16 protein-coding genes are annotated in these 20,742 nt (G+C 70.0%); 6 read left to right on the top strand and 10 right to left on the bottom strand.

The window, feature by feature from the left end; all coding sequences use genetic code 11:
- Positions 1 to 103: 103 nt before the first annotated feature.
- Complete coding sequence (locus DEJ28_RS08385; RefSeq protein WP_111115567.1) at positions 104 to 328, top strand: DUF7455 domain-containing protein; 225 nt, start codon at positions 104 to 106, stop codon at positions 326 to 328.
- Between the two features lie 133 nt (positions 329 to 461).
- On the opposite strand, the gene DEJ28_RS08380 is transcribed toward DEJ28_RS08385, so the two are convergent.
- The 5 genes from DEJ28_RS08380 to DEJ28_RS08360 form a co-directional block, all read right to left on the bottom strand.
- Entirely contained in the window at positions 462 to 1,235 is a 774-nt protein-coding gene (locus DEJ28_RS08380) for a type 1 glutamine amidotransferase (protein ID WP_111115568.1), read from the bottom strand.
- Positions 1,232 to 2,491: a MurT ligase domain-containing protein gene (locus DEJ28_RS08375; RefSeq protein WP_111115569.1), complete on the bottom strand. Its 1,260-nt coding sequence runs from the start codon at positions 2,489 to 2,491 to the stop codon at positions 1,232 to 1,234. The genes DEJ28_RS08380 and DEJ28_RS08375 overlap by 4 nt, the downstream gene beginning before the upstream one ends.
- Positions 2,492 to 2,495: 4 nt before the next feature.
- Positions 2,496 to 3,788 (bottom strand): RNA polymerase sigma factor, encoded by a 1,293-nt coding sequence (locus DEJ28_RS08370; RefSeq protein ID WP_111115570.1) that lies wholly within the window; start codon positions 3,786 to 3,788, stop codon positions 2,496 to 2,498.
- A gap of 192 nt (positions 3,789 to 3,980) precedes the next feature.
- Entirely contained in the window at positions 3,981 to 5,300 is a 1,320-nt protein-coding gene (locus DEJ28_RS08365; RefSeq protein ID WP_111115571.1) for an MFS transporter, read from the bottom strand.
- 136 nt (positions 5,301 to 5,436) lie between these two features.
- A complete protein-coding gene (locus tag DEJ28_RS08360) occupies positions 5,437 to 6,369 on the bottom strand; it encodes a proteasome assembly chaperone family protein (protein ID WP_111115572.1) in 933 nt (310 codons plus the stop codon).
- 75 nt (positions 6,370 to 6,444) lie between these two features.
- On the opposite strand from DEJ28_RS08360, the gene DEJ28_RS08355 reads away from it, so the two are divergent.
- From DEJ28_RS08355 to sucB, 3 genes are all read left to right on the top strand, one after another.
- Positions 6,445 to 7,926 carry a leucyl aminopeptidase gene (locus tag DEJ28_RS08355; protein WP_111115573.1) on the top strand — a complete coding sequence of 494 codons (1,482 nt, stop codon included), beginning with the start codon at positions 6,445 to 6,447 and terminating at the stop codon, positions 7,924 to 7,926.
- Between the two features lie 154 nt (positions 7,927 to 8,080).
- Positions 8,081 to 9,454, top strand: coding sequence for a dihydrolipoyl dehydrogenase (lpdA, locus tag DEJ28_RS08350; RefSeq protein ID WP_111115574.1), 1,374 nt, complete (start codon positions 8,081 to 8,083; stop codon positions 9,452 to 9,454).
- A 49-nt stretch (positions 9,455 to 9,503) separates the two neighbouring features.
- The gene (gene sucB, locus DEJ28_RS08345; protein WP_284180779.1) at positions 9,504 to 11,030 is read left to right on the top strand and encodes a 2-oxoglutarate dehydrogenase, E2 component, dihydrolipoamide succinyltransferase; all 1,527 of its coding nucleotides are present in this window, start codon (positions 9,504 to 9,506) and stop codon (positions 11,028 to 11,030) included.
- Between the two features lie 102 nt (positions 11,031 to 11,132).
- Here sucB and DEJ28_RS08340 read toward each other — a convergent pair whose 3' ends face one another.
- A complete protein-coding gene (locus DEJ28_RS08340; protein WP_111117317.1) occupies positions 11,133 to 12,083 on the bottom strand; it encodes a hypothetical protein in 951 nt (316 codons plus the stop codon).
- Between the two features lie 127 nt (positions 12,084 to 12,210).
- Between DEJ28_RS08340 and DEJ28_RS08335 the strand changes: the two genes are divergently transcribed.
- Positions 12,211 to 12,930: a DUF4191 family protein gene (locus tag DEJ28_RS08335; RefSeq protein WP_111117318.1), complete on the top strand. Its 720-nt coding sequence runs from the start codon at positions 12,211 to 12,213 to the stop codon at positions 12,928 to 12,930.
- Between the two features lie 329 nt (positions 12,931 to 13,259).
- On the opposite strand, the gene DEJ28_RS08330 is transcribed toward DEJ28_RS08335, so the two are convergent.
- Positions 13,260 to 13,715: an RDD family protein gene (locus DEJ28_RS08330; protein ID WP_111117319.1), complete on the bottom strand. Its 456-nt coding sequence runs from the start codon at positions 13,713 to 13,715 to the stop codon at positions 13,260 to 13,262.
- A gap of 248 nt (positions 13,716 to 13,963) precedes the next feature.
- Between DEJ28_RS08330 and glnA the strand changes: the two genes are divergently transcribed.
- Positions 13,964 to 15,388: a type I glutamate--ammonia ligase gene (gene glnA, locus DEJ28_RS08325; protein WP_071291904.1), complete on the top strand. Its 1,425-nt coding sequence runs from the start codon at positions 13,964 to 13,966 to the stop codon at positions 15,386 to 15,388.
- Positions 15,389 to 15,976: 588 nt separating this feature from the next.
- On the opposite strand, the gene DEJ28_RS08320 is transcribed toward glnA, so the two are convergent.
- Genes DEJ28_RS08320 through DEJ28_RS08310 form a run of 3 tightly spaced genes read right to left on the bottom strand, consistent with a single transcriptional unit; the run spans position 15,977 to position 20,596 of the window.
- Positions 15,977 to 17,395 carry a UDP-glucose dehydrogenase family protein gene (locus tag DEJ28_RS08320; RefSeq protein WP_111117320.1) on the bottom strand — a complete coding sequence of 473 codons (1,419 nt, stop codon included), beginning with the start codon at positions 17,393 to 17,395 and terminating at the stop codon, positions 15,977 to 15,979.
- Positions 17,392 to 18,966, bottom strand: a complete 1,575-nt coding sequence (locus DEJ28_RS08315) for a glycoside hydrolase family 26 protein (RefSeq protein WP_111117321.1) — start codon at positions 18,964 to 18,966, stop codon at positions 17,392 to 17,394. Before DEJ28_RS08315 ends, DEJ28_RS08320 begins: the two co-directional genes overlap by 4 nt.
- Positions 18,959 to 20,596 carry a glycosyltransferase family 2 protein gene (locus DEJ28_RS08310; RefSeq protein WP_111117322.1) on the bottom strand — a complete coding sequence of 546 codons (1,638 nt, stop codon included), beginning with the start codon at positions 20,594 to 20,596 and terminating at the stop codon, positions 18,959 to 18,961. The genes DEJ28_RS08315 and DEJ28_RS08310 overlap by 8 nt, the downstream gene beginning before the upstream one ends.
- Between the last annotated feature and the right edge of the window lie 146 nt (positions 20,597 to 20,742).

Raw genomic sequence — 20,742 nt, 5'->3', positions numbered from 1 at the left:
GCGGTGAGCGAAATGGGACCATCACAATGCATGACTCTCAGGCATCACGTGTTGAAATAGGTGGACCAACCCGCACCACCTGCGATCCGTGAGGAGCACAGCAATGACCCAGACCGTGCAGGACCTCTCCATCGACCAACTCGGCAGCAACCAGCTCACCGCTGCTGACCGCTGCGACAGCTGCGGGGCGCAGGCCTACATCCGGGCCACCATGGCCAGCGGCGAGCTGTTCTTCTGCGCGCACCACGGCGCAGAGTTCAAGGACAAGCTCGCGGCGACCGCCATCGAGTGGCACGACGAGAGCAGCCGACTCTACGAGTCGAAGTAGGCGCGACCAGAAGCGCTCGACCAACAGCAGACGGGAGGCGCGGTGCCAGCTGGCACCGCGCCTCCCGTCTCTGCGTGATCCGGTCTGACCACCGGCCGATCCGGTCTGACCACCGCGGTCCGGACAGACAGCGTCAAGCGATCCGCTTGAACGCCTTGTCGACGTAGCGGTCCACGGTGGCGCGCGCCTCGCGCGCGTACCGGTCGATCGTCGCGGTGCGTTCCGCGTCCGGCGCGTACTCGCGCCCGAGCCGTGCCGTGGCCGCCGCGAGGACGCCGTCGGTCAGCTGCGGGTTGAGCGGCAGGATCGGACCCTGCGTGTGCGTGCCGAACGCGTTCCCGGCGATCGCTCCCTCGACCGGCGCACCGGCCTGGTTGCCCCCGCCAGAGACGACGTCGGCGAACGGCTGGACGCCGGCGCCGAGCTCGATCGTGGTGGCGTGGTCCTCGAAGCCCGCGAGGCGCGTCGGGGCGCCGGGCAGCAGCGGGTACCGCGTGTCGAGGACGAAGTAGTTCACGCGGCGCTCGGCGCCACGGACGGCACGGGCGTCGAACACACCGAAACCGGTGACGACCGAGCCGTCGGTGGGGACGACCTCGTTCGTGGCGAGGTCGAAACCGCCGCCGACCGCGACGACGGGCACGCCTGCGGCGGCGAACTCGCGGAGGGGCGCGCCGATCCGGGCGATGTCGTCACCGAGCGAACGCATCGCGCTGAGCGGTCCGTTGCCGATCACGACGACGTCGGCCGCGGCGGGCAGCGCATCGCCCGGGGCGTACTCGAGCACCTCGGTCTCGATGTCCGCTGCAGCCGCACGACGCACGAGCGCCATCACGTTGCCGCGGTCGCCCGAGACGCCCATCTGCCGGGGGTAGACGTGCAGGATGGTCAGCCGTTCGGCCGTCATGCGGTCTTCTCCATGTCCGGGTGGCCGAGGGCCTTGCGGGCGATCATCATGATCTCGTAGTTGACGATGAAGTTCTTCGTGCCACTGGTCGTGGCGCCGAGCTGCTCCATGCGCTTGATCGCCGTCTCGACGTCGGGCTCGACGAGGCCGATGCGGACGCCGGCGTGCTCGAGGGCGATCGCGATCTGCCACGCCTTGTCGCCCGAGACGACGTCCACGTGGTCGAGCTTCGAGAAGTCGATGTCGTAGATCCACGAGATGTCCGGCGTGCCCTCGTCGATCGCCATGAGGACCTGTTCGGGGTGGTCCGGCAGCGCGTCGAGGTTGAGCTGGAGGCTCGCGGCGTTCTTGAACATCGTGAACTCGGCGGACTCGCCCGCGATCGGCAGGCGCTCCCCGCGGCCGTACGCCGGCTTCATGGTGCCGAAGGCGCGCGTGACGGCCTCGGCGCGGAACTGCGTGCCGAGCGCGGCACTGGCCGTCGCCGTGGCCGCAGCCGCGTCGACCGCGTAGTGCAGGCCGCGTGCCGGCAGGCGGACCGGGATCTCGGCGCCGTCGAAGCGGATCGTCGCACCGTCACCGGTGTGGGCGATCACCTCGGCATCGGCGGCGGTCTGTGCACGCTCACCGGCGTCGAACGAGTCGGCGTTCTGCAGACCGTTCGGTGCCGCGGCCACGATCTCGTCGCTCGCACCGAAGCGGAGCACGCGCTGCCCGGGGGCGCCGGTGTACGCGTCGAGGAACTGGTCGTCGTGGTTCGTGATGACGTTCGCCGTCGATAGGGCCGCCGTGTCGAGCATCATCGTCGCCACGCGCTCGGTCTCGAAGAAGCGGTAGAGCTGGTCGACCTGCACGTTGAGCATCGTCACCGTGGACGGGGACAGGATGCCGGCGAGCTCGACCGCGAAGGCCTCGTCGACCTCCAAGATGCCGATGTCCGCCTTGAGGCGACCGGTCAGCGACACCTCGGAGAGGAGCGCGGACGCGATGCCCTGTGGCAGGTTCGCGCCGGACGGGTTCGTGAACACCCGAAGCCCGTGCGCGCGCACGATGTCGGAGATCATGTGCGTCGTCGTCGACTTGCCGTTCGAGCCGAGCACGAACACGACGCCGTTCGGGAACTGCTTCGTGACGTGCTGGAGGAAGTCCGGCACGAGCTTCAGGACGATGTACCCCGGGTAGGCGGATCCCCCACCGCGGGCCCTGGCGAGGGCACGGAGGATCCGCCCGACGAGGATCGGGATGAAGAAGCGCATCGGCCTACTCGAGGTAGTCGCGCAGCGACTGCGACCGCGACGGGTGGCGGAGCTTCGCCATCGTCTTGGACTCGATCTGACGGATGCGCTCACGCGTCACGCCGAACGTGTCACCGATCTGGTCGAGGGTCTTCGGCTGGCCGTCGCCCAGGCCGAAGCGCATGCGGATGACGCCCGCCTCGCGCTCGGACAGGGAGTCGAGCAGGCTCTCGAGCTGCTTCTGCAGCATCGTGAACCCGACCGCGTCGGCCGGCACGACCGCTTCGGTGTCCTCGATCAGGTCGCCGAACTCCGAGTCGCCGTCCTCGCCCAGCGGGGTGTGGAGCGAGATCGGCTCGCGACCGTACTTCTGCACCTCGACGACCTTCTCCGGGGTCATGTCGAGCTCGCGGGCGAGCTCTTCCGGAGTGGGCTCGCGACCGAGGTCCTGCAGCATCTGGCGCTGCACGCGGGCGAGCTTGTTGATGACCTCGACCATGTGCACCGGGATGCGGATGGTGCGGGCCTGGTCGGCCATGGCGCGGGTGATGGCCTGACGGATCCACCACGTCGCGTACGTCGAGAACTTGAAGCCCTTGGTGTAGTCGAACTTCTCGACCGCACGGATGAGACCGAGGTTGCCCTCCTGGATGAGGTCCAGGAACTGCATGCCGCGACCGGTGTAGCGCTTCGCGAGCGACACGACCAGTCGGAGGTTCGCGCCGAGCAGGTGCGACTTCGCACGCTGTCCGTCGCGGGCCACCCAGCGGAGCTCGCGCTCCTGGGGCTTCGACAGGCCGGTCGAGTGCTGGAGCTTGTCCTCGGCGAACAGGCCGGCCTCGATGCGCATCGCGAGCTCGACCTCCTGCTCGGCGTTGAGGAGGGCGACCTTGCCGATCTGCTTGAGGTAGTCCTTCACCGGGTCGGCGGTCGCACCCGTGATGGTGGTCGAGTAGACCGGTGCCTCGTCGTCGTCGGACTGGGAGATGACGAGCGCCCCGGCAGCCACCGCGGCGGCGGCGTCCGGCTTGACGGCGTCCTTCTCGTCGGTGTCGCCCTCGGTGTCGTCCGTCGCCTCGGCGACGGGGGTCTCCTCGTCGAGGTCCTCGTCGTCGGCCTTCTTCTTCGCCTTCGGGGCCGCCTTCTTGGCGGGGGCCTTCTTGGCGGGGGCCTTCTTCGCGGTGGTCGATGCGGCGCGCTTCTTCGGCGCGTCGGTCCCCTCGGTCACTGCGGCGTCTGCAGCCGTGGTGCCCTCGGGCGCGTCCGTCGTGGGCGCGGTGTCCTTGGTGGGATCGATCGTCGTGCTCCGGGCAGCCATGCGATCACCTCTCTCGTCGTGCCACGTTCGTGGGGTCGTGGCCTCCCTCGCCGCCCAGGGCCTCCGCCGCGGTCTCCCGTGTCGTCAGGTCCTACCTTTCCGGGCAGCACTAGGACCCATGTCAAGTCCCCCGGTTCCTGCGGCGCACTGGAGTGCTCCGAGGTACTGGAGGCCCGAACGGGTCCGCGATCATTATTGCACGCTCCGCTTCCGTAGGCGCGCAACCAGTGCAACCCAGAGCGGCCCCACCCGTATTCCGTCCTGGTCGTGCAGCACACGGCGTGTCCGGCGACGTGCGTGCAGCAGCATCACCACGCCGATCCCGACCACCACGTACTGCACGGTGAGGGCCAGCCGGAAGTTCGCCCACGCGAACACGGTCTGCCCGGTGGCGCCGGACGCGATGTCGAGGATCGTGCCGATGAGGAACATCATCACGAAGGCCGCGAGGAAGCCGCCGACGTTCACCACGCCGTTCGCCGACCCGAGCGAGCCGAGCGGGTTGAACGACCGGGCGAAGTCGAACCCGATGAGGGAACCGGGGCCGCCGATGCCCATCACGACGACGAGCACGACGAGCAGCCAGGTCGGCGGGTGGTCCGGCCAGAGCAGGATCGCCGTCCACACCACGGCCAGGGCGAGCACGATCCCGAGCACGATGTTCGACCGACGCAGCGGGAACCGTGCGCAGAGCACGCCGAGGACCGGCCCGACCACGAAGCCGGTGACCACGATCACGGTGAGGAAGCCCGCCGCCTCGGACGGCGAGTAACCGAGCCCCCGCAGCATCGGGACGCCCCAGAGCAGGGAGAACACGGTGCCGGAGGACTGGGTCACGTAGTGCGACCAGAAGCCCAGCTGCGTGCCGGGGCGACGGAGCGCGTGCCCGAAGGTGTGGAAGGCGCCACGCCACGTGTGCGGCAGCGGGATCGTGTCCGTGCGCACCGGCACCGGCCCGTTGTGCACGAAGACGAACGCGAGCACGAGTCCGACGGCGCTGGCGGCCGCGGCGACCCCGAACGCCGGGGTCCAGCCCGCGCTGTGCAGCAGGACCGCGAACGGGAACGCCGACAGGATCTGGCCGACCTGCCCGAGGTTGCCGGTCCACTGCGAGATCTGGGGCAGGATCCGGCCGCTGAACCACATCGGCACGAGCCGGATCACCGAGATGAAGGTCATCGCGTCGCCCGCGCCGACAAGCACCCGTCCCGCGATCGCCGGACCGATCGTCGGCGACACCGCGACGACTGCCTGCCCGACCACGAGCAGCACGGCACCGAGCAGCACGAGTCTGCGGGGTCCGACCCGGTCGAGTGCGATGCCCACCGGGATCTGCAGGCCCGCGTAGACGGCGATCTGCACCACCGCGAGCGTCGACAGGACGGCGGCCGAGACCGCGAAGCGGTCCTGTGCGTCGACACCCGAGACGCCCAGCGACGAGCGCTGGACGACCGCCAGGACGTACGCGAGCACCGCGATGCCCCAGACGAGGAAGGCACGCCGCGAGTTCACCCGACAAGGCTAGCGGGGACGGCCCCGCCGCCGGATCAGGCTGTGGAGAACGCGACGGGCGCGCACAGGCGGGTCGCGCCTCCAGGCTGTCGACCCGGACTGGAGGCGCGACTCGCGTCCGCCTCGTCCGCTGCGGTCAGTCCGTGCTCGCGTCACCGTCGGACCGGCGGTCCGCCAGGAACCGCTCGAGTTCCGCGGCGATCGAGTCCGCTGTCGGGACCTGCCCGTCCACGCCCGTCAGGGGCGAGGCGATCGGGTTGCCCTCCATGTAGGTGTCGTGCCGCTCCTCGAGCATCCCGACGAGCCGCTGCAGTTCCTCGTTGCCGGCGACCTGCTCGTCCACGCGCGTGCGGAACTCGCGCCCTTCCTCGCGGAGCGCGTCCGACGGGAAGATGAGGCCCGTGGCCGAGGAGATGCCCGAGAACGCCGCGACGGCGGCGTCCGGGAACTCCGTGTCGGACAGGTAGTGCGGGACGAGCAGGACGAGCCCGGTGACCTGCTTGCCGAGTTCCGACAGCCGGTGCTCGACGAGGTGCAGCACGTTCGCCGGAGCCTGCGTCTCGGGCTTCCAGACGCTCATCTGCTCGACGAGGTCGGCGCGTGTCCCGGACACGGTGAGGCTGATCGGACGCGTGTGCGGCACCGGCATCGGGATCGACTGCACCCACGTGGTGTCCACGACCCCGAGCTGCGCGGCGAGGTCCGTGACGGCGGCGACGAACCGGTTCCACTGGAAGTCCGGCTCGTAGCCGGACAGGAAGAGGAAGGGCTGCCCGAGCTCGTCGCGCACCAGGTGCAGCGCGAGCCGGGGCGGTTCGACGGCGGCGATGTGGTCGTGCTCGAACGTGATCACGGGACGGCGGGCACGCCAGTCGAGCAGCACGTCCGGGTCGAACTCCGCGACGAGCTCGCTGTCGAGGTCCTCGAGCACGGCCGACGTCACCTGCGCGACCGCCGATCCGGCGTCGGCGAATCCGGTCAGACCGGCGACCAGGTGCAGCCCCGTGGGTACGGCCGGCGCGTCCTCGGCGAAGGTGTAGAGCTCCTCGGGGTGGTTCACCGTCCCCATGCTAGGCGGGGCGCCACGATCCCCCGTGCGCGGTGACGACGCCGACAGCGAACACCTGCTGGATAGGGTTGGCGCATGGTCCGACCGACGCTCTCCACCGACTCCTCCGCCCCCTCCTCGATCGCTGCCGACGTCCTCGTGCTCGGTGTCCGGCCGGGCACGGACGGCGGGCCCGCGACCATCGCCACACCCGCCACGACACCGTTCTCCGCGCTCGACGACCTCGACCTCGCGTCGATCGGGGCGACCGGCGCGAAGGACCAGCTCGTGCGTCTGCCCGGCACGGGGGTCGCCGCGACCGGCATCGCGCTCATCGGCCTCGGCAGCGCCACCGGTGTCACCGCGATCCGCTCCGCCGCGGGCAGCGCCGTTCGCCAGCTGCCCAACGCGACCTCGATTGCCCTCGCGCTGCCGACCGACTCGACCGAACTCGTCGACGCCGCGCTCGAGGGCGCCGCACTCGGTGCCTACTCGTTCACCCGGCACAAGGGCACCGGCACCACCGGCCCGACCCGTGGCGACCAGGCCGTCTCGGTGATCGCGCCCGCCGACGTCGCCGCCGACGTGACCGTCCGCCCGGCGATCGTCGCCGACGCCGCCACCCTCGTGCGGGACCTCGTGAACACCGCAGCGGGCGACCTCGGCCCGGCCGACGTCGCAACCGTCGCGTCGTCGTTCGCCGACGACCTGCCGCTCACCGTCGAGGTCCTCGACGAGACCGCGCTCGAGGAGCAGGGCTTCGGGGGCATCCTCGGGGTCGGCCGCGGGTCCGAGCGTCCGCCGCGGCTCGTCGTCGTGCGCTACGCACCGGAGTCCGCGACGAAGCACCTCGCGCTCGTGGGCAAGGGCATCACGTTCGACTCGGGCGGCCTCTCGCTGAAGCCCGCCGGCTCGATGCTCGGCATGAAGACCGACATGACGGGCGCCGCCACGGTCCTCGCCGCGACGGTCGCCGCGGCACGGCTCGGCCTCGACGTCCGGGTGACCGCGTGGTTGTGCCTCGCCGAGAACATGCCGTCCGGTTCCGCCACGCGTCCCGGCGACGTGCTCACCCTGAAGAACGGCAAGACCGTCGAGGTCACCAACACCGACGCCGAGGGCCGGCTGGTGCTCGGCGACGGGATGGCCGCCGCCTCGCTCGAACAGCCCGACGCGATCGTCGACGTCGCCACGCTCACCGGAGCGCAGGTCGTCGCACTCGGCGACCGCACCACCGGCCTGATGGGGAGCGACGACCTCGTCGCACAGGTCCGCGCCGTCGCCGAGTCGGTCGCGGAGCCGATCTGGCCGATGCCCCTCCCCGAGGAGCTCGACGCCCGGCTCGCCAGCGAGATCGCCGACATGGTGAACGCCACGGTCGGCAACCCGGCGGGCGGCATGCTGCTGGCGGGCAAGTTCCTCGAGCGCTTCGTCGGCGAGGGCATCCCGTGGGCGCACCTCGACATCGCGGGCCCGTCCGAGAACAAGGGCGGCGGCTACGGCTGGCTCGGCAAGGGCGCCACCGGCGTCATGGTCCGGACGCTCATCTCGCTCGCAGAAGAGCTCCAGGCCAAGTAGTAGGTTTGGTACCGGTGGGGCAGCGCGCCATGCGTGCCCCCACCGGAACCAGCGGGACGGGACCGGAACCATGCGGTCCGACCGTCGGACGCCGCCGCTCGCGGTGTCCACAGGGGCCCGATCGGCCCCGACACGCACGAGGGAGTTGCACCAGGTGACGGAACAGACTTACGACGTCGTGGTCCTCGGTGGCGGCAGTGGTGGCTACGCCGCTGCGCTCCGGGCCGCCGAGCTCGGGATGAGCGTCGCGCTCATCGAGGGAGACAAGCTCGGGGGGACGTGCCTGCACCGCGGCTGCATCCCGACGAAGGCGCTCCTGCACGCGGCCGAGATCGCTGACGGCACCCGTGACGCCGAGAAGTACGGCGTCATCGCCGAGTTCGCCGGTGTCGACGTCCCGAAGGTCATCGAGTACCAGCAGGGCGTCATCAACTCCAAGTACAAGGGCCTGCAGGGGCTCATCAAGGCCCGCGGCATCACCGTCGTCCAGGGCTGGGGCCGCCTCACCTCGCCGAACACCGTGCAGGTGGGCGACCAGACCGTGACCGGCAAGAACGTCGTCCTCGCCACCGGTTCCTACTCGAAGTCCCTCCCCGGGCTCGAGATCGGTGGCCGCGTGATCACCTCCGAGACCGCCCTGCGCATGGACTACGTGCCGAACAAGGTCGTCATCCTCGGCGGCGGCGTCATCGGCGTCGAGTTCGCCAGCGTGTGGAAGTCCTTCGGTGCCGAGGTCACGATCGTCGAGGCGCTCCCCCACCTCGTCCCCGCCGAGGACGAGTCGATGTCGAAGCAGCTCGAGCGCGCGTTCCGCAAGCGCGGCATCGAGTTCTCGCTCGGTGTCCGGTTCCAGGGCGTCGAGCAGCACGAGAACGGCGTCGTCGTGACGCTCGAGGACGGCAAGACCTTCGACGGCGACATCCTCCTCGTCGCGGTCGGCCGCGGCCCCGTCACCCAGAACGTCGGCTTCGACGAGGTCGGCGTCGCGATGGACCGCGGGTTCGTCACCACGACCGAGCGCCTCGCCACGAACGTCCCGAACGTGTACGCCGTCGGCGACATCGTCCCCGGCCTGCAGCTCGCCCACCGCGGCTTCCAGCAGGGCATCTTCGTCGCCGAGGAGATCGCCGGCCTGAACCCGGTGGTCATCGAGGACAAGAACATCCCCAAGATCACGTACTCCGATCCCGAGGTCGCGTCCGTCGGGCTCTCCCAGTCCAAGGCCGAAGAGCAGTACGGCGCCGACAAGGTGGACTCGTACGAGTACAACCTCGCCGGCAACGGCAAGAGCCACATCATCGGCACCGCCGGTTCGGTCAAGGTCGTCCGCGTGGTCGACGGCCCCGTCGTCGGCGTCAGCATGATCGGCGCGCGTGTCGGCGAGCTCATCGGCGAAGCACAGCTCGCCGTGAACTGGGAGGCGTACCCGGAGGACATCGCTCCGCTCATCCACGCGCACCCGACGCAGAACGAGGCACTCGGCGAGGCCTTCCTGCACCTCGCCGGCAAGCCGCTGCACGCCCTGTGAACACCATGACCACCACCACGAACCACCCCTGCGAAGAGGAGTCCACCCGATGAGCGAATCCGTCAACCTCCCGGCGCTCGGCGAGAGCGTCACCGAGGGCACGGTGACCCGATGGCTGAAGAACGTCGGTGACCGGGTCGAGGTCGACGAGCCGCTGCTCGAGGTCTCGACCGACAAGGTCGACACCGAGATCCCGTCGCCGATCGCCGGTGTCGTGGAGGAGATCCTCGTGCAGGAGGACGAGACCGTCGAGGTCGGCACCGCCCTCGTGAAGATCGGTGACGGCTCGTCCGACGGCGGTTCGGCGGACTCGTCGGACTCGCAGTCGTCGGAGTCCTCGAACGAGGCCGCCGCCGACGCCGAGGAGCCCGAGGCCGCGCCGAGCACCGAGCAGGAGTCCGAGACCCCCGCGCCGGAGCCCACCGAGCCCGAGCCCGCCCCCGCCGGCCAGACCCAGCCCGCCGCGCCGCAGGCCCCTGCAGCACCGCCGGCCGCCGCTCCGGTCCCCCAGGCCGCACCGGTCCCGCCGCCCGCCGCAGCACCGCCGGCAGCCGTCCCGGCCCCCGCACCGGCTGCAGCACCGGCCGCAGCACCCGCCGCCGCCTCGGCACCGAGCGCAGCCGCTTCGGTACCGAACCCGACGCAGGACGCCTCGGCCTCCGGCTACGTCACCCCGCTCGTGCGCAAGCTCGCGAACGAGCAGGGCGTCGACCTGTCGACCGTCACCGGCTCCGGTGTCGGCGGACGCATCCGCAAGGAAGACGTCCTCGCCGCCGCCGAGGCAGCAGCGAAGGCCCCGGCCGCCGGTGGTTCCGCCCCCGCAGCAGCCCCGGCCGGACCGTTCGTCGCCGAGGTCTCGCCCCTCCGTGGCACCCGCGAGAAGATGACCCGCCTCCGCAAGGTCGTCGCCGAGCGGGCCGTGCAGTCGATGACCTCGACCGCGCAGCTCACCAGTGTCGTCGAGGTCGACGTGACGAAGGTCGCGCAGTTCCGTGACGCCCACAAGGCGGAGTTCCTCGAGAAGACCGGCGCGAAGCTCTCCTTCATGCCGTTCTTCGCCCTCGCGGCGTCCGAGGCGCTCAAGGCCCACCCGAAGATCAACTCGACGGTGGAGGGCGAGGAGATCGTCTACCCGGAGACCGAGAACGTCTCGATCGCGGTCGACACCGAGCGCGGCCTGCTCACCCCGGTGATCAAGGACGCGGCGTCGCTCGACCTGGCGCAGTTCTCGAAGTCCATCGCGGACCTCGCGGACCGCACCCGCAACAACCAGCTGAAGCCCGACGAGCTCGCGGGCGGCACGTTCACGCTGACCAACACCGGTTCGCGTGGCGCGCTGTTCGACACCCCCGTGGTGTTCCTGCCGCAGTCGGCGATCCTCGGCACGGGCATCGTGACGAAGCGTCCGGCGGTCGTGAAGGTCGACGGACAGGAAGCCATCGCGATCCGTTCGTTCGTCTACCTCGCGCTGTCGTACGACCACCGGATCATCGACGGTGCCGACGCGTCGCGCTACCTCGTCGCGGTGAAGAACCGCCTCGAGGAGGGCAACTTCGGCCCGAACCTCGGGTACTGATCGTCGTACCCGCTGCACGCTGAACGGCCCCGGTCCCCTGTGGACCGGGGCCGTTCGGCGTCCGGCGTCCGGCTCATGCGGCGTCGGGCGGCGTTCGGGTGTTCACTGCAACGCCAAGACCGCGGCGGCCGCGCACCCCGTCGCGACCACGGCGCCGACCAGGGCACGGCGGAGCGGGAGCCGTCGACCGCCGCCGAGCGGCACGCCGTGCTCGACGACGTCCTGCACCGTGTCGAGGAGGGTGTGCGTGCCGGACGCCGCCGGAGCGGGATCGCCGTAGAGCAGGTCGAGTGGCAGCGGCTCCCAGCGGACCGGCCGGGGCGCCGCGGCCGCGCGGATGCACGAGAGCGCGGTCCGGACGGCCTCGACGTCGCCGTCGATCGCTTCGGCGAGGGCGGCGTCGACCTCGGGACGTGCGGGGTCGCGCTCGTCCGTGCGTTCCCACACCACTCGCGCCGCGAGGAGCAGGACGCGGGATCCGTCCTGGTCGGAGCGTCGGTGCCCCGTCGGTGTCGTCGCTGCTGCTCCGTTGTGCAGCGCCGCCGCGGTTCCGTTCGGCAGCGCCGCCGCGGTTCCGTTGGGCAGTGCCGCCGATGTTCTGTTCGGCGGCGCTGCCGCGGTTCCGTTGGGCAGCGCCGCCGCGGTTCCGTTGGGCAGCGCCGCCGTGGTTCCGTTGGGCGGCGCCGCCGTCGCTCCGGGTGGCCGGTCGCAGAGCAGCACCGCGCCGGCGTCGTCGACGAGGACGTCGTCCAGCCCGGCTGTGCCGATGCGCACGGCACCGGATCGCTCGGCGGCCGCGAGCTCGAGGAGCGGCACGGTGAGCGTCACCGCCACACCGGTCGTCGGCGTGCCCATCGCGTCGAGGGCGACTGCCAGCGGGGTGCCCGACGGCCGGAGGACCTCGACCACGAGACGGCCGTCGGGGTGCCTGCCGACCGCCGCGATCGGCGCGAGGTGCCGACCGGCCGCGCTCGCGCGGTCGGCCGTCCACGCGAGGAGCGACCGTTCGTCGTCGGCCGCGCACCAGCGGATCCGTTCGGTCTCCATCTGCATGCCGGACAGCGTCTCGTGGGGTGGGGCGCGCCTCCAGGCCGGTGCAGTGGACTGTGGAGAACGCTGTTCGCCCACAGCCTGATCGGGGCGGGTTCGACGTCGTCGGCTCAGGCCGTATCCTGGGTGCATGGCACGCAGCAGTTCACAAGGTACGACGGCGAAGGAGCCGGGTCGTCTCAAGCAGATGTACCAGGTCTTCACCATGACCCGGCGCGCGGACCCGAGCTCCGTCTGGTGGTTCGCGTTGGCGTTCGTGGTCCCCGTGGCCCTCGGCGTGCTCCTCGCGCTGCTGCTCCCGGGGCAGAACTGGCTCGCGGTGATCCTCTGGATCGTCGCCGGTGTCCTGCTCGGCGTGCTGCTGTTCCTGATCGTCCTCGGGCGACTCGCTGAACGCGCCGCCTACTCACAGATCGAGGGCCAGCCCGGTGCCGTCGGCGCCGTGCTGTCGAACTCGCTCCGTCGTCAGTGGCGCTCGAGCGAGATGCCCGTCGCCGTCCACGGCCGTTCGCAGGCTGCTGTGTACCGTGCGGTCGGCACCCCTGGCGTCGTCCTCATCACCGAGGGGCAGCGTGGCAACCTCAACCGTCAGGTAGACGAAGAGCGCCGCAAGGTGCAGCGCATCGTCCCGAACGTGCCGGTGCACGTGGTGCACGTCGCCTCCGACAAGGACAGCGACGGCGTGACGCTCCACAAGCTCCCCCGTGCCATGAACAAGTTCAAGAAGGCGCTCAACCGCAACGAGGTCCTGGCGGTCGCGAACCGCCTCGACTCGCTGACGCAGAGCCCGGCCGCGTCAATCCCGAAGGGGATGGACCCGATGCGGGCGCGCGCGGGCCGTCCGCGCTGACGCCTCGACGCAGGATCTCGAACGCCCCCGACCGTGCCAGGTCGGGGGCGTTCTGCGTGCGGGGGGGGGGGGGGGGGCTGGCTCGCACCGTGCGAGGTTGCGTAGCTCCCGGGCGGGCGGGGTCGGCCGGGCTCGGGCCGGGCTCGCACCGTGCGAGGTTGCGTAGCTCCGGCGCGGGCGGGGGCGCATCGTGCGAGGTTCCGTATCCCGTGCGAGGCGGGGCGCGTGGCACGGAGTACGGAACCTCGCACCACGCGCGGCGCGACGCGACGCAGCGCGGCGCCGTGCCCTGCCGTGCCGCGCCCCGCACCACGCGCGGCGCGCCCGCCTCAGCGCCGGACGAGCACCGTTCCGGCGATCCGGTCGTGCGCCCCGCGGCTGTCCCGGTCGATGATGAGGGCCGGAACGATCAGGCACAGCAGGACCGTGCGGACCACCGGGCGCCAGATGCCGACGTAGCCACCCCGCATCGGCACGACACGGAGTCCGACGCAGATGTGCCCGAACGACCCGGACAGCAGGCAGATGAAGAGGATCTGCAGCGCAGCGAAGATCGCGATCTGGATCCACGAGTGGGCGATGTCCCCGGAACCGTTCACGGGCGACCACACCCCGGTGACGTAGGCCACGAGGTCCGCCAGCGCCCCATCGATGAGCAGCGCGACGATCCGGCGACCGATCCGTGCGACGCTGCGCGGTCCCTCCTCCGGGAGCCCGAGGTCCTTGCCGGGCCAGCCGTCCGGGTGGGCGGAGGACGCGGGGGACGGAGTGGTGCTGCGGGCCATGCACCAAGCGTAGGCGAGACCGGCGACGGTCCCACACGCCACCGGCGACCGTTCCACGCGAGACCGGCGACGGTCCCACACGCCACCGGCGACCGTTCCACGCGAGACCACTGACGGCACCGGCCAGGCCCGACGTAACACGCACGAAACAAAGCAGTCACGTCCGGGAAACCCGGTGTCAATAGCCTCGTCGGAGGGTGCACCCCGCGGCACCTCCACATCACCCAACCCCCAGGAGATCGACACACATGTTCAGCGATTCCTCCGAGGTCCTGGCCTTCATCAAGGACACGGACGTCAAGTTCCTCGACATCCGATTCACCGACCTGCCCGGTGTGCAGCAGCACTTCAACATCCCGGCATCCACGGTCGACGAGGACTTCTTCTCGGTCGGTCAGCTCTTCGACGGCTCCTCGATCCGCGGTTTCGCGTCGATCCACGAGTCGGACATGCAGCTCATCCCTGACGTGACGACGGCGTACATCGACCAGTTCCGCGCCGAGCGCACGCTGATCATGATCTTCGACATCTACAACCCGCGGAACGGCGAGATCTACGGCCGCGACCCGCGCCAGGTCGCCAAGAAGGCGGAGAAGTACCTCGCATCGACGGGCATCGCGGACACCGCGTTCTTCGCCCCCGAGGCCGAGTTCTACATCTTCGACGACGTCCGCTACTCGGTCACCCAGAACCAGTCGTTCTACTCGGTCGACTCCGAAGAGGGCGCCTGGAACACCGGCCGCGAGGAAGAGGGCGGCAACCTCGCCAACAAGACCCCGTACAAGGGCGGCTACTTCCCCGTGTCGCCGGTCGACAAGACGGCTGACCTCCGCGATGACATCACCCTCAAGCTGATCGAGGCCGGCTTCGAGCTCGAGCGCTCGCACCACGAGGTGGGCACCGGCGGCCAGCAGGAGATCAACTACAAGTTCGACACGATGGTCCACGCCGCGGACGACATCCTCAAGTTCAAGTACATCGTCAAGAACACGGCGGACCAGTGGGGCAAGGTCGCCACGTTCATGCCGAAGCCGCTCTTCGGTGACAACGGGTCGGGCATGCACACCCACCAGTCGCTCTGGTCGGACGGCAAGCCGCTCTTCTACGACGAGAACGGCTACGGCGGCCTGTCGGACCTCGCCCGCTGGTACATCGGCGGGATCCTCAAGCACGCGTCGGCGCTGCTCGCCTTCACGAACCCGTCGATCAACTCGTACCACCGCCTGGTGAAGGGCTTCGAGGCCCCGGTCAACCTGGTCTACTCGGCCGGCAACCGTTCGGCCGCGATCCGCATCCCGATCACGGGCACCAACCCCAAGGCCAAGCGCATCGAGTTCCGCGCGCCGGACGCCTCGGGGAACCCGTACCTCGCGTTCGCCGCGCAGCTGATGGCGGGCCTCGACGGCATCCAGAACCGCATCGAGCCGCACGAGCCGGTCGACAAGGACCTCTACGAGCTCCCCCCGGAGGAGGCCAAGGGCATCCCCCAGGTCCCGGGATCGCTCGACGAGGCGCTCGACGCGCTCGAGGCGGACCACGAGTTCCTCACGAAGGGCAACGTCTTCACCGAGGACCTCATCCAGACCTGGATCGACTACAAGCGCGAGAACGAGATTCTGCCGCTGGCCCAGCGCCCGCACCCGTTCGAGTACGAACTGTACTTCGGGGTCTGAGTCCGCTCGCTCCTCGAAGGGCCCCGCACCGGTTTCCGGTGCGGGGCCCTTCCGCGTGTGCGGTCGCGACCCGGCCTGCGAACGGCGGTCGACGGAGTGGACGTGACTGCCTGGAGGCGCGGTGCCGGTCCGACGGGGACGCGCCGCGCCTCCAGGCGGTCACCGCGCACGTTCCTGCCCATCGCGCCCGCAATGGAAGGCAGAATCGCGCGTGGGAGGCAGGAACTTCCTGCTCCCCATGCGCGATTCCGCTTCCGACGAGCGGAACGGCACCCTACGCGCGGAACGGCACGGTGCACGTGACTGCCTGGAGGCGCGGTGCCGGTCCGACGGGGACGCGCCGCGCCTCCAGGCGGTCACCGCGCACGTTCCTGCCCATCGCACCCGCAATGGAAGGCGGAATCGCGCGTAGGAGGCAGGAACTTCCTGCTCCCCATGCGCGATTCCGCTTCCGACGAGCGAAACGGCACCCTACGAGCGGAACGGCACCCTACGCGCGGAACGGCACGGCAGGCAGGGCAGGGCGGCGGGCGCGAGAAAGCGGGGTCCGCACCGCCCCCGGCACGGACCCCGCATCGCGGACGGCGACTACCGCGCGGTGGCCACCGCGTCGTTCGTCCCCGCGGCGACGCTCACGGGTGCACCCGTGACCGGAGTGGGCCGTCCCAGGGAACGGACGTTCCAACCCGACTTGACCCAGTTCTGCACCGGGAGGCAGTTGCGCGCGTCGATCACGACGCGCCGGCCGACGAGCTCGCCGAGCGCGGTGGGGTCGGCCTCGACGATGTCGTCCCACTCGGTGAGGACGAGCACCACGTCGGCACCCTCGATCGCGTTCTCCATCGACGACGCGTAGGTGAGCGTCGGGAAGGAGCGGCGGGCGGTCTCCATCGCCTCCGGGTCCCAGAGGGTGACCTGGGCGCCGCGGAGGTGCAGCGCGGCGGCGACGTTGAGCGCCGGGGAGTCGCGGACGTCGTCGGTGAGGGGCTTGAACGCCGCCCCGACCACGGCCACACGGCGGTTCAGCACGGAGCCGTCGAGCGCGTCGATCGTCATGTCGATGACGCGTTCGCGCTGCCCCATGTTGATCTCGTCGACCTGCTGCATGAGTCCGACGACGCGGCCGGCGCCGAGCTCGTTCGCACGGTGCATGAGCGCCCGGATGTCCTTCGGCAGGCAACCGCCGCCGAAGCCGAGACCGGCGTTGAGGAACTTCCGGCCGATGCGGGCGTCGTGCCCGAGGGCGTCCGCCAGGGTCGACACGTCGGCACCGGTGATGGCGCACATCTCGGAGATCGCGTTGATGAACGAGATCTTCGTCGCGAGGAACGCGTTCGCGCTGACCTTCACGAGCTCAGCGGTGGCGAGGTCGGTCGTGATGACCGGGGTGCCCTCGCTGATCGGTGCGGCGTAGACCTCGCGGATGACGGCATCGGCGGCAGCGGACGCTCCGCCCCAGACCAGGCGGTCCGGGTGCAGCGTGTCGTCGACGGCCTTGCCCTCGCGGAGGAACTCCGGGTTCCAGATGAGCTCGGCGTCGATCCCGGCCGGCGTGAACTCGCGGACGATGCCGCGGAGCCGTGCGGCGGTGCCGACCGGGACGGTCGACTTGCCGACGATGAGACCCGGATGGGTCAGGTTCTCGGCGACGCCGCGGGTGGCGCTCTCGACGTACGTCAGGTTCGCGGCGTGCGACCCGGCGCGCTGCGGGGTGCCGACGCAGACGAAGTGGACGTCGGCGGCGGCGACGGCCTCGGCGATGTCCGCGGTGAAGCGGAGCTTGCCGCTCGCCACGTGCTTCGTGATGAGCTCGGGCAGCCCGGGCTCGTAGAACGGGACCTCGCCGGCGGACAGCGCGGCGAGCTTCGCCGGGTCGACGTCCACGCCGATGGTCTCGAAGCCCATCTCGGCCATGGCGGCCGCGTGGGTGGCGCCGAGGTAGCCGGTGCCGATGACGCTGATGACGGGAGCGGGACGGGTGTCCGCGGTCTTCTTCTGAGCGGTCATTGCTTGACCTCCTGCAGGTCGTAGTCGATGTCGGTGCGCTGCATGCCGTCGACGAACGCCTGGAGGCTGTCCGCGCGGGAATCGAGGCGCCAGTCGTTGGTGGTGCGTGTGCCGTCGACGATCGTGGTCGCGGTCTCGCTGAAGTACGCGAAGCCGATGATGTCCGAGTTGGCGGGGTCCGCGAGGGCGTCGAACAGCGAGTTGATCCACTGCGACTTCTGCGGGTTCGAGACGCTGCCCCCGGTCTCGGTGGCCCCGATCTCGTTGAGGACGATGCCCTTGCCGGGTGCGACCTGCCGGATCTGCGCGAGCGTCGCGCCGAAGGTGTTCTCGAACGTCGGCGCCTCGGTGGCGTCACGGTAGTAGCCGCTCATGCCGACCCAGTCCACGTACTGCGAGCCCGGGTAGTAGTTCTGCATGTAGTCGAGCGTCTGGTACTTCGTGTTGCCGAGCTTGTCGATGCGCGACGGCGACCAGTCCCAGATGGCGTACTGGTTCGCGCCGTTGTCCTGGAAGACCTGCCAGACGTGCTTCCACATCGCCGTGTAGGAGCCCGCGGCGTTCTCCTGCTTCGAGGCTTCGGACCAGTTGTACCACTGGCCGTTCATCTCGTGGTCGAAGCGGATGACGAGCGGCATCCCGTTCGCCTTGAGCGCCTGGGCGTACTTCGTGAGGTATGCGTCGAACTTGCCGGAGATGACGTCCTGGTTCGTGTAGCCCTCGACGTACGGCTGGTCGTTCCCGGTCTGCGCGGGGACGGACTCCCACGTCATCATCGGCAGTCGGCCGTTCGCCCACGAGCGCTGGACGGCGTTCTGGTTGAAGTCCTGGTCGAAGCCCTGGAAGAAGCCGACCATGTTCGTGGCCTTGCCGACCTCCTGGGAGACCTGGTCGTACTCGGACCAGTTGAAGGGCGACTGCGCCGTGTAGAGCCCGTACCAGCGGGACTGCTGCGCGAGGATCTGCGCCTTCGTCGGGGTGCTGATCGGGTCGGTGCCGACGGGGTCCTTCGACGGGCCCGTGTTCGGGTTCGTCACCGAGCCGCCGGAGCCGCCGTTGCCGGACCCCGATCCCGAGCCCGAGCCGTTGCCGGACCCGTTGCCCGAACCGTTGCCCGAGCCGGACCCGTTGCCGGAACCGGAGCCCTTGGAGCCGGCCGCGTTCACACCGGAACCCGATCCGTCGGAGGAGGCCGCGCCTCCCGACCCGCCCGATGCTGCACCGAGCTGGGACTGGAGCGACGCGATCTGCGCCTTGAGCTGCGTGATCTGGTCGCCACGCGACCCGGCCTGGGCGGACGAGGAGTCGAGCTTGCCCTCGAGCGACCAGATCTCCTTCTGGGCGGCCGTGAGCTTCGCCTGGAGCTCGGCGGCCGAGATCTTCTTCTTCGGCGGGGTGACGCCGAGGGCCTGGTGGACCGCGGTCGACACGGACCCCGACGGGGAGACCCAGACGTTCCAGGTGATGAGCCCGAGGACGAGCACGATCGCGGTGGTGCCGATCGCGGTGAGTCGGGCGTGCCGGCTGGACTGGGCCCACCAGGCACCTGAGGAGCGGATGAGGTCAGACAATGAGGAAGGCCTCCAGGACGAAGATCGCGATGCCGATGCAGTACGGGATCGCTGCGTACGGGTTGTACCGGCGGACGCGGGCGGGGGCGGACGACTGCTGCGGGCCCGCCGACGCGGCGGTGACCGGCGCTGCCTGCGCCGCGGACCGGCGGGTCGCGAGCACCGTGGCGGTGGAGTTGGTGGTGGCGTCCGGGCCGAAGAGCTCGTCGAACGCGCGGTCGACGGAGCGCTGGTCACCGGACGCACCGACCGGAGCCGTGCCGACGTGACCCGTCGGCGCTGCGTCGATGGGGCCCGTCGGCGCTGCGTCGATGGGGCTCACCGGCGTCCGGGTGCCGAAGGCCGCCGGCTGGACGGCGTCGGACGGGTCCTCCTCCATCGGCCCGCCGGCGTAGGCACCGGCACGGGTCCCCCAGCCGGACGCGTGCGCCAGGCGGAAGAAGCCGAGGAGACGGATCGGCATGAGGAAGAACGTCGACACGATGATGAACATCGGCAACCGGAAGAAGTCGCTCGGCTTCTCGGCGAGGTGACGCATCTGACGGATCGCCATGCTGAGCACCGACGAGACCACCATGAGCGCGGCCACGTAGATGAAGCCGGTCGAGAAGCCGTACTGCTGCAGGATCCCCTCGTAGAGGTTCTCGCCCTGCCCGGTGAGGCCGCGGTAGATCCATCCCGCGATCACGCCGAAGAGCATGAACGGCAGGATGATGTCGGTGAGGAAGAACAGCGCCAGGATCGGCGCGTGGCCGATCATCCACGGGAGCATGCGGAGCGTGTTGTACTGCGATCCACGGGCCCAGCGGAGCTGCTGCTTGAAGAGCTTCTTCACCTGGAGCGGAGCGTCCGTGTAGACCAGCGACGTGTACTGGTAGACGGTGCGGTACCCCTCCTTGAGCGTGAGGTTCGTGAGCGTCCGGTCGTCGGACACCTCGAGGAACACGCCCATGAACTTCTCGTGCATGAAGCGGTCCATGACCCGCACGAGGATGTCGCGGCGGAAGGCGATCGTGCGCCCGGGCAGGCAGCCGATCTGACCGAGGACGCTCTGCGCGGGCATCGAGTAGAGCGCGCGGGAGTTCTCCAGCCAGTCCGCCCAGCGGGTGATCCAGCTGCGCTCGGGCTCGAGGATGCGCTGACGGGTGGTGACACCACCGACGGAGGCGTCGGCGAACGGCTTGAGGAGCTCCTCGAGCGCGCCGGGCGTCCACACCGTGTCGGAGTCGACGAGCACGGTGATGTCCCCGTTGGACATCTCGGTGCCGACCTTGACGGCGTTGCGCTTGCCCGGGATGGGCGTGTGGGTCCAGCGGACGAGGGGGGCGAACTCGTCACAGACCTTCTCGAGCGCGGCGTTCTTCGCGCCGTTGATGACGACGATGATCTCGCCGGGACCCTGCTCGACCATGCGGCCGATCACGTCGCGGAAGAGGTCGATCGGTTCGTCCACGACGGGGACGACGACGCTCGTGGTCCCGGTGTAGGTGCCGGTGTAGGGGCGGTAGCGGGCGGACAGGACGACCTTGAGCAACCAGAGCAACCAGATGACCGCGGAGTACACGGCGAAGAGGTAGAACTCGGGGTGCCCGTCGACCATCTGCCTGATCTGCAGAATGAAGGTGAACACTGATCCCTGCTTCAACGTTCGAGGTGGAGATTCCGCTTCATCGGGGAACCAGGGGCGTTCGGGTGAGGCCATTGAGACAGAAACGTGATGCCCCGCGCAACATGGCCCCCGTGCGGGGGCGTTACGGGCACGTTACGGGGTACATC

This window comes from Curtobacterium sp. MCPF17_002, assembly GCF_003234115.2.
Taxonomy (GTDB): Bacteria; Actinomycetota; Actinomycetes; order Actinomycetales; family Microbacteriaceae; genus Curtobacterium.
The sequence above is the reverse complement of the archived record's forward strand: the minus strand, read 5'-3'. Positions and strand labels throughout refer to the sequence as shown.

Coding starts and splice junctions, on each gene's coding strand:
- DEJ28_RS08380 (WP_111115568.1), bottom strand. CDS start 1,235: ATGACGGCCGAACGGCTGACCATCCTGCACGTCTACCCCCGGCAGATG.
- glnA (WP_071291904.1), top strand. CDS start 13,964: ATGTTCAGCGATTCCTCCGAGGTCCTGGCCTTCATCAAGGACACGGAC.
- DEJ28_RS08335 (WP_111117318.1), top strand. CDS start 12,211: ATGGCACGCAGCAGTTCACAAGGTACGACGGCGAAGGAGCCGGGTCGT.
- DEJ28_RS08340 (WP_111117317.1), bottom strand. CDS start 12,083: ATGCAGATGGAGACCGAACGGATCCGCTGGTGCGCGGCCGACGACGAA.
- DEJ28_RS08360 (WP_111115572.1), bottom strand. CDS start 6,369: ATGGGGACGGTGAACCACCCCGAGGAGCTCTACACCTTCGCCGAGGAC.
- DEJ28_RS08330 (WP_111117319.1), bottom strand. CDS start 13,715: ATGGCCCGCAGCACCACTCCGTCCCCCGCGTCCTCCGCCCACCCGGAC.
- DEJ28_RS08320 (WP_111117320.1), bottom strand. CDS start 17,395: ATGACCGCTCAGAAGAAGACCGCGGACACCCGTCCCGCTCCCGTCATC.
- DEJ28_RS08370 (WP_111115570.1), bottom strand. CDS start 3,788: ATGGCTGCCCGGAGCACGACGATCGATCCCACCAAGGACACCGCGCCC.
- DEJ28_RS08355 (WP_111115573.1), top strand. CDS start 6,445: ATGGTCCGACCGACGCTCTCCACCGACTCCTCCGCCCCCTCCTCGATC.
- DEJ28_RS08385 (WP_111115567.1), top strand. CDS start 104: ATGACCCAGACCGTGCAGGACCTCTCCATCGACCAACTCGGCAGCAAC.
- sucB (WP_284180779.1), top strand. CDS start 9,504: ATGAGCGAATCCGTCAACCTCCCGGCGCTCGGCGAGAGCGTCACCGAG.
- DEJ28_RS08375 (WP_111115569.1), bottom strand. CDS start 2,491: ATGCGCTTCTTCATCCCGATCCTCGTCGGGCGGATCCTCCGTGCCCTC.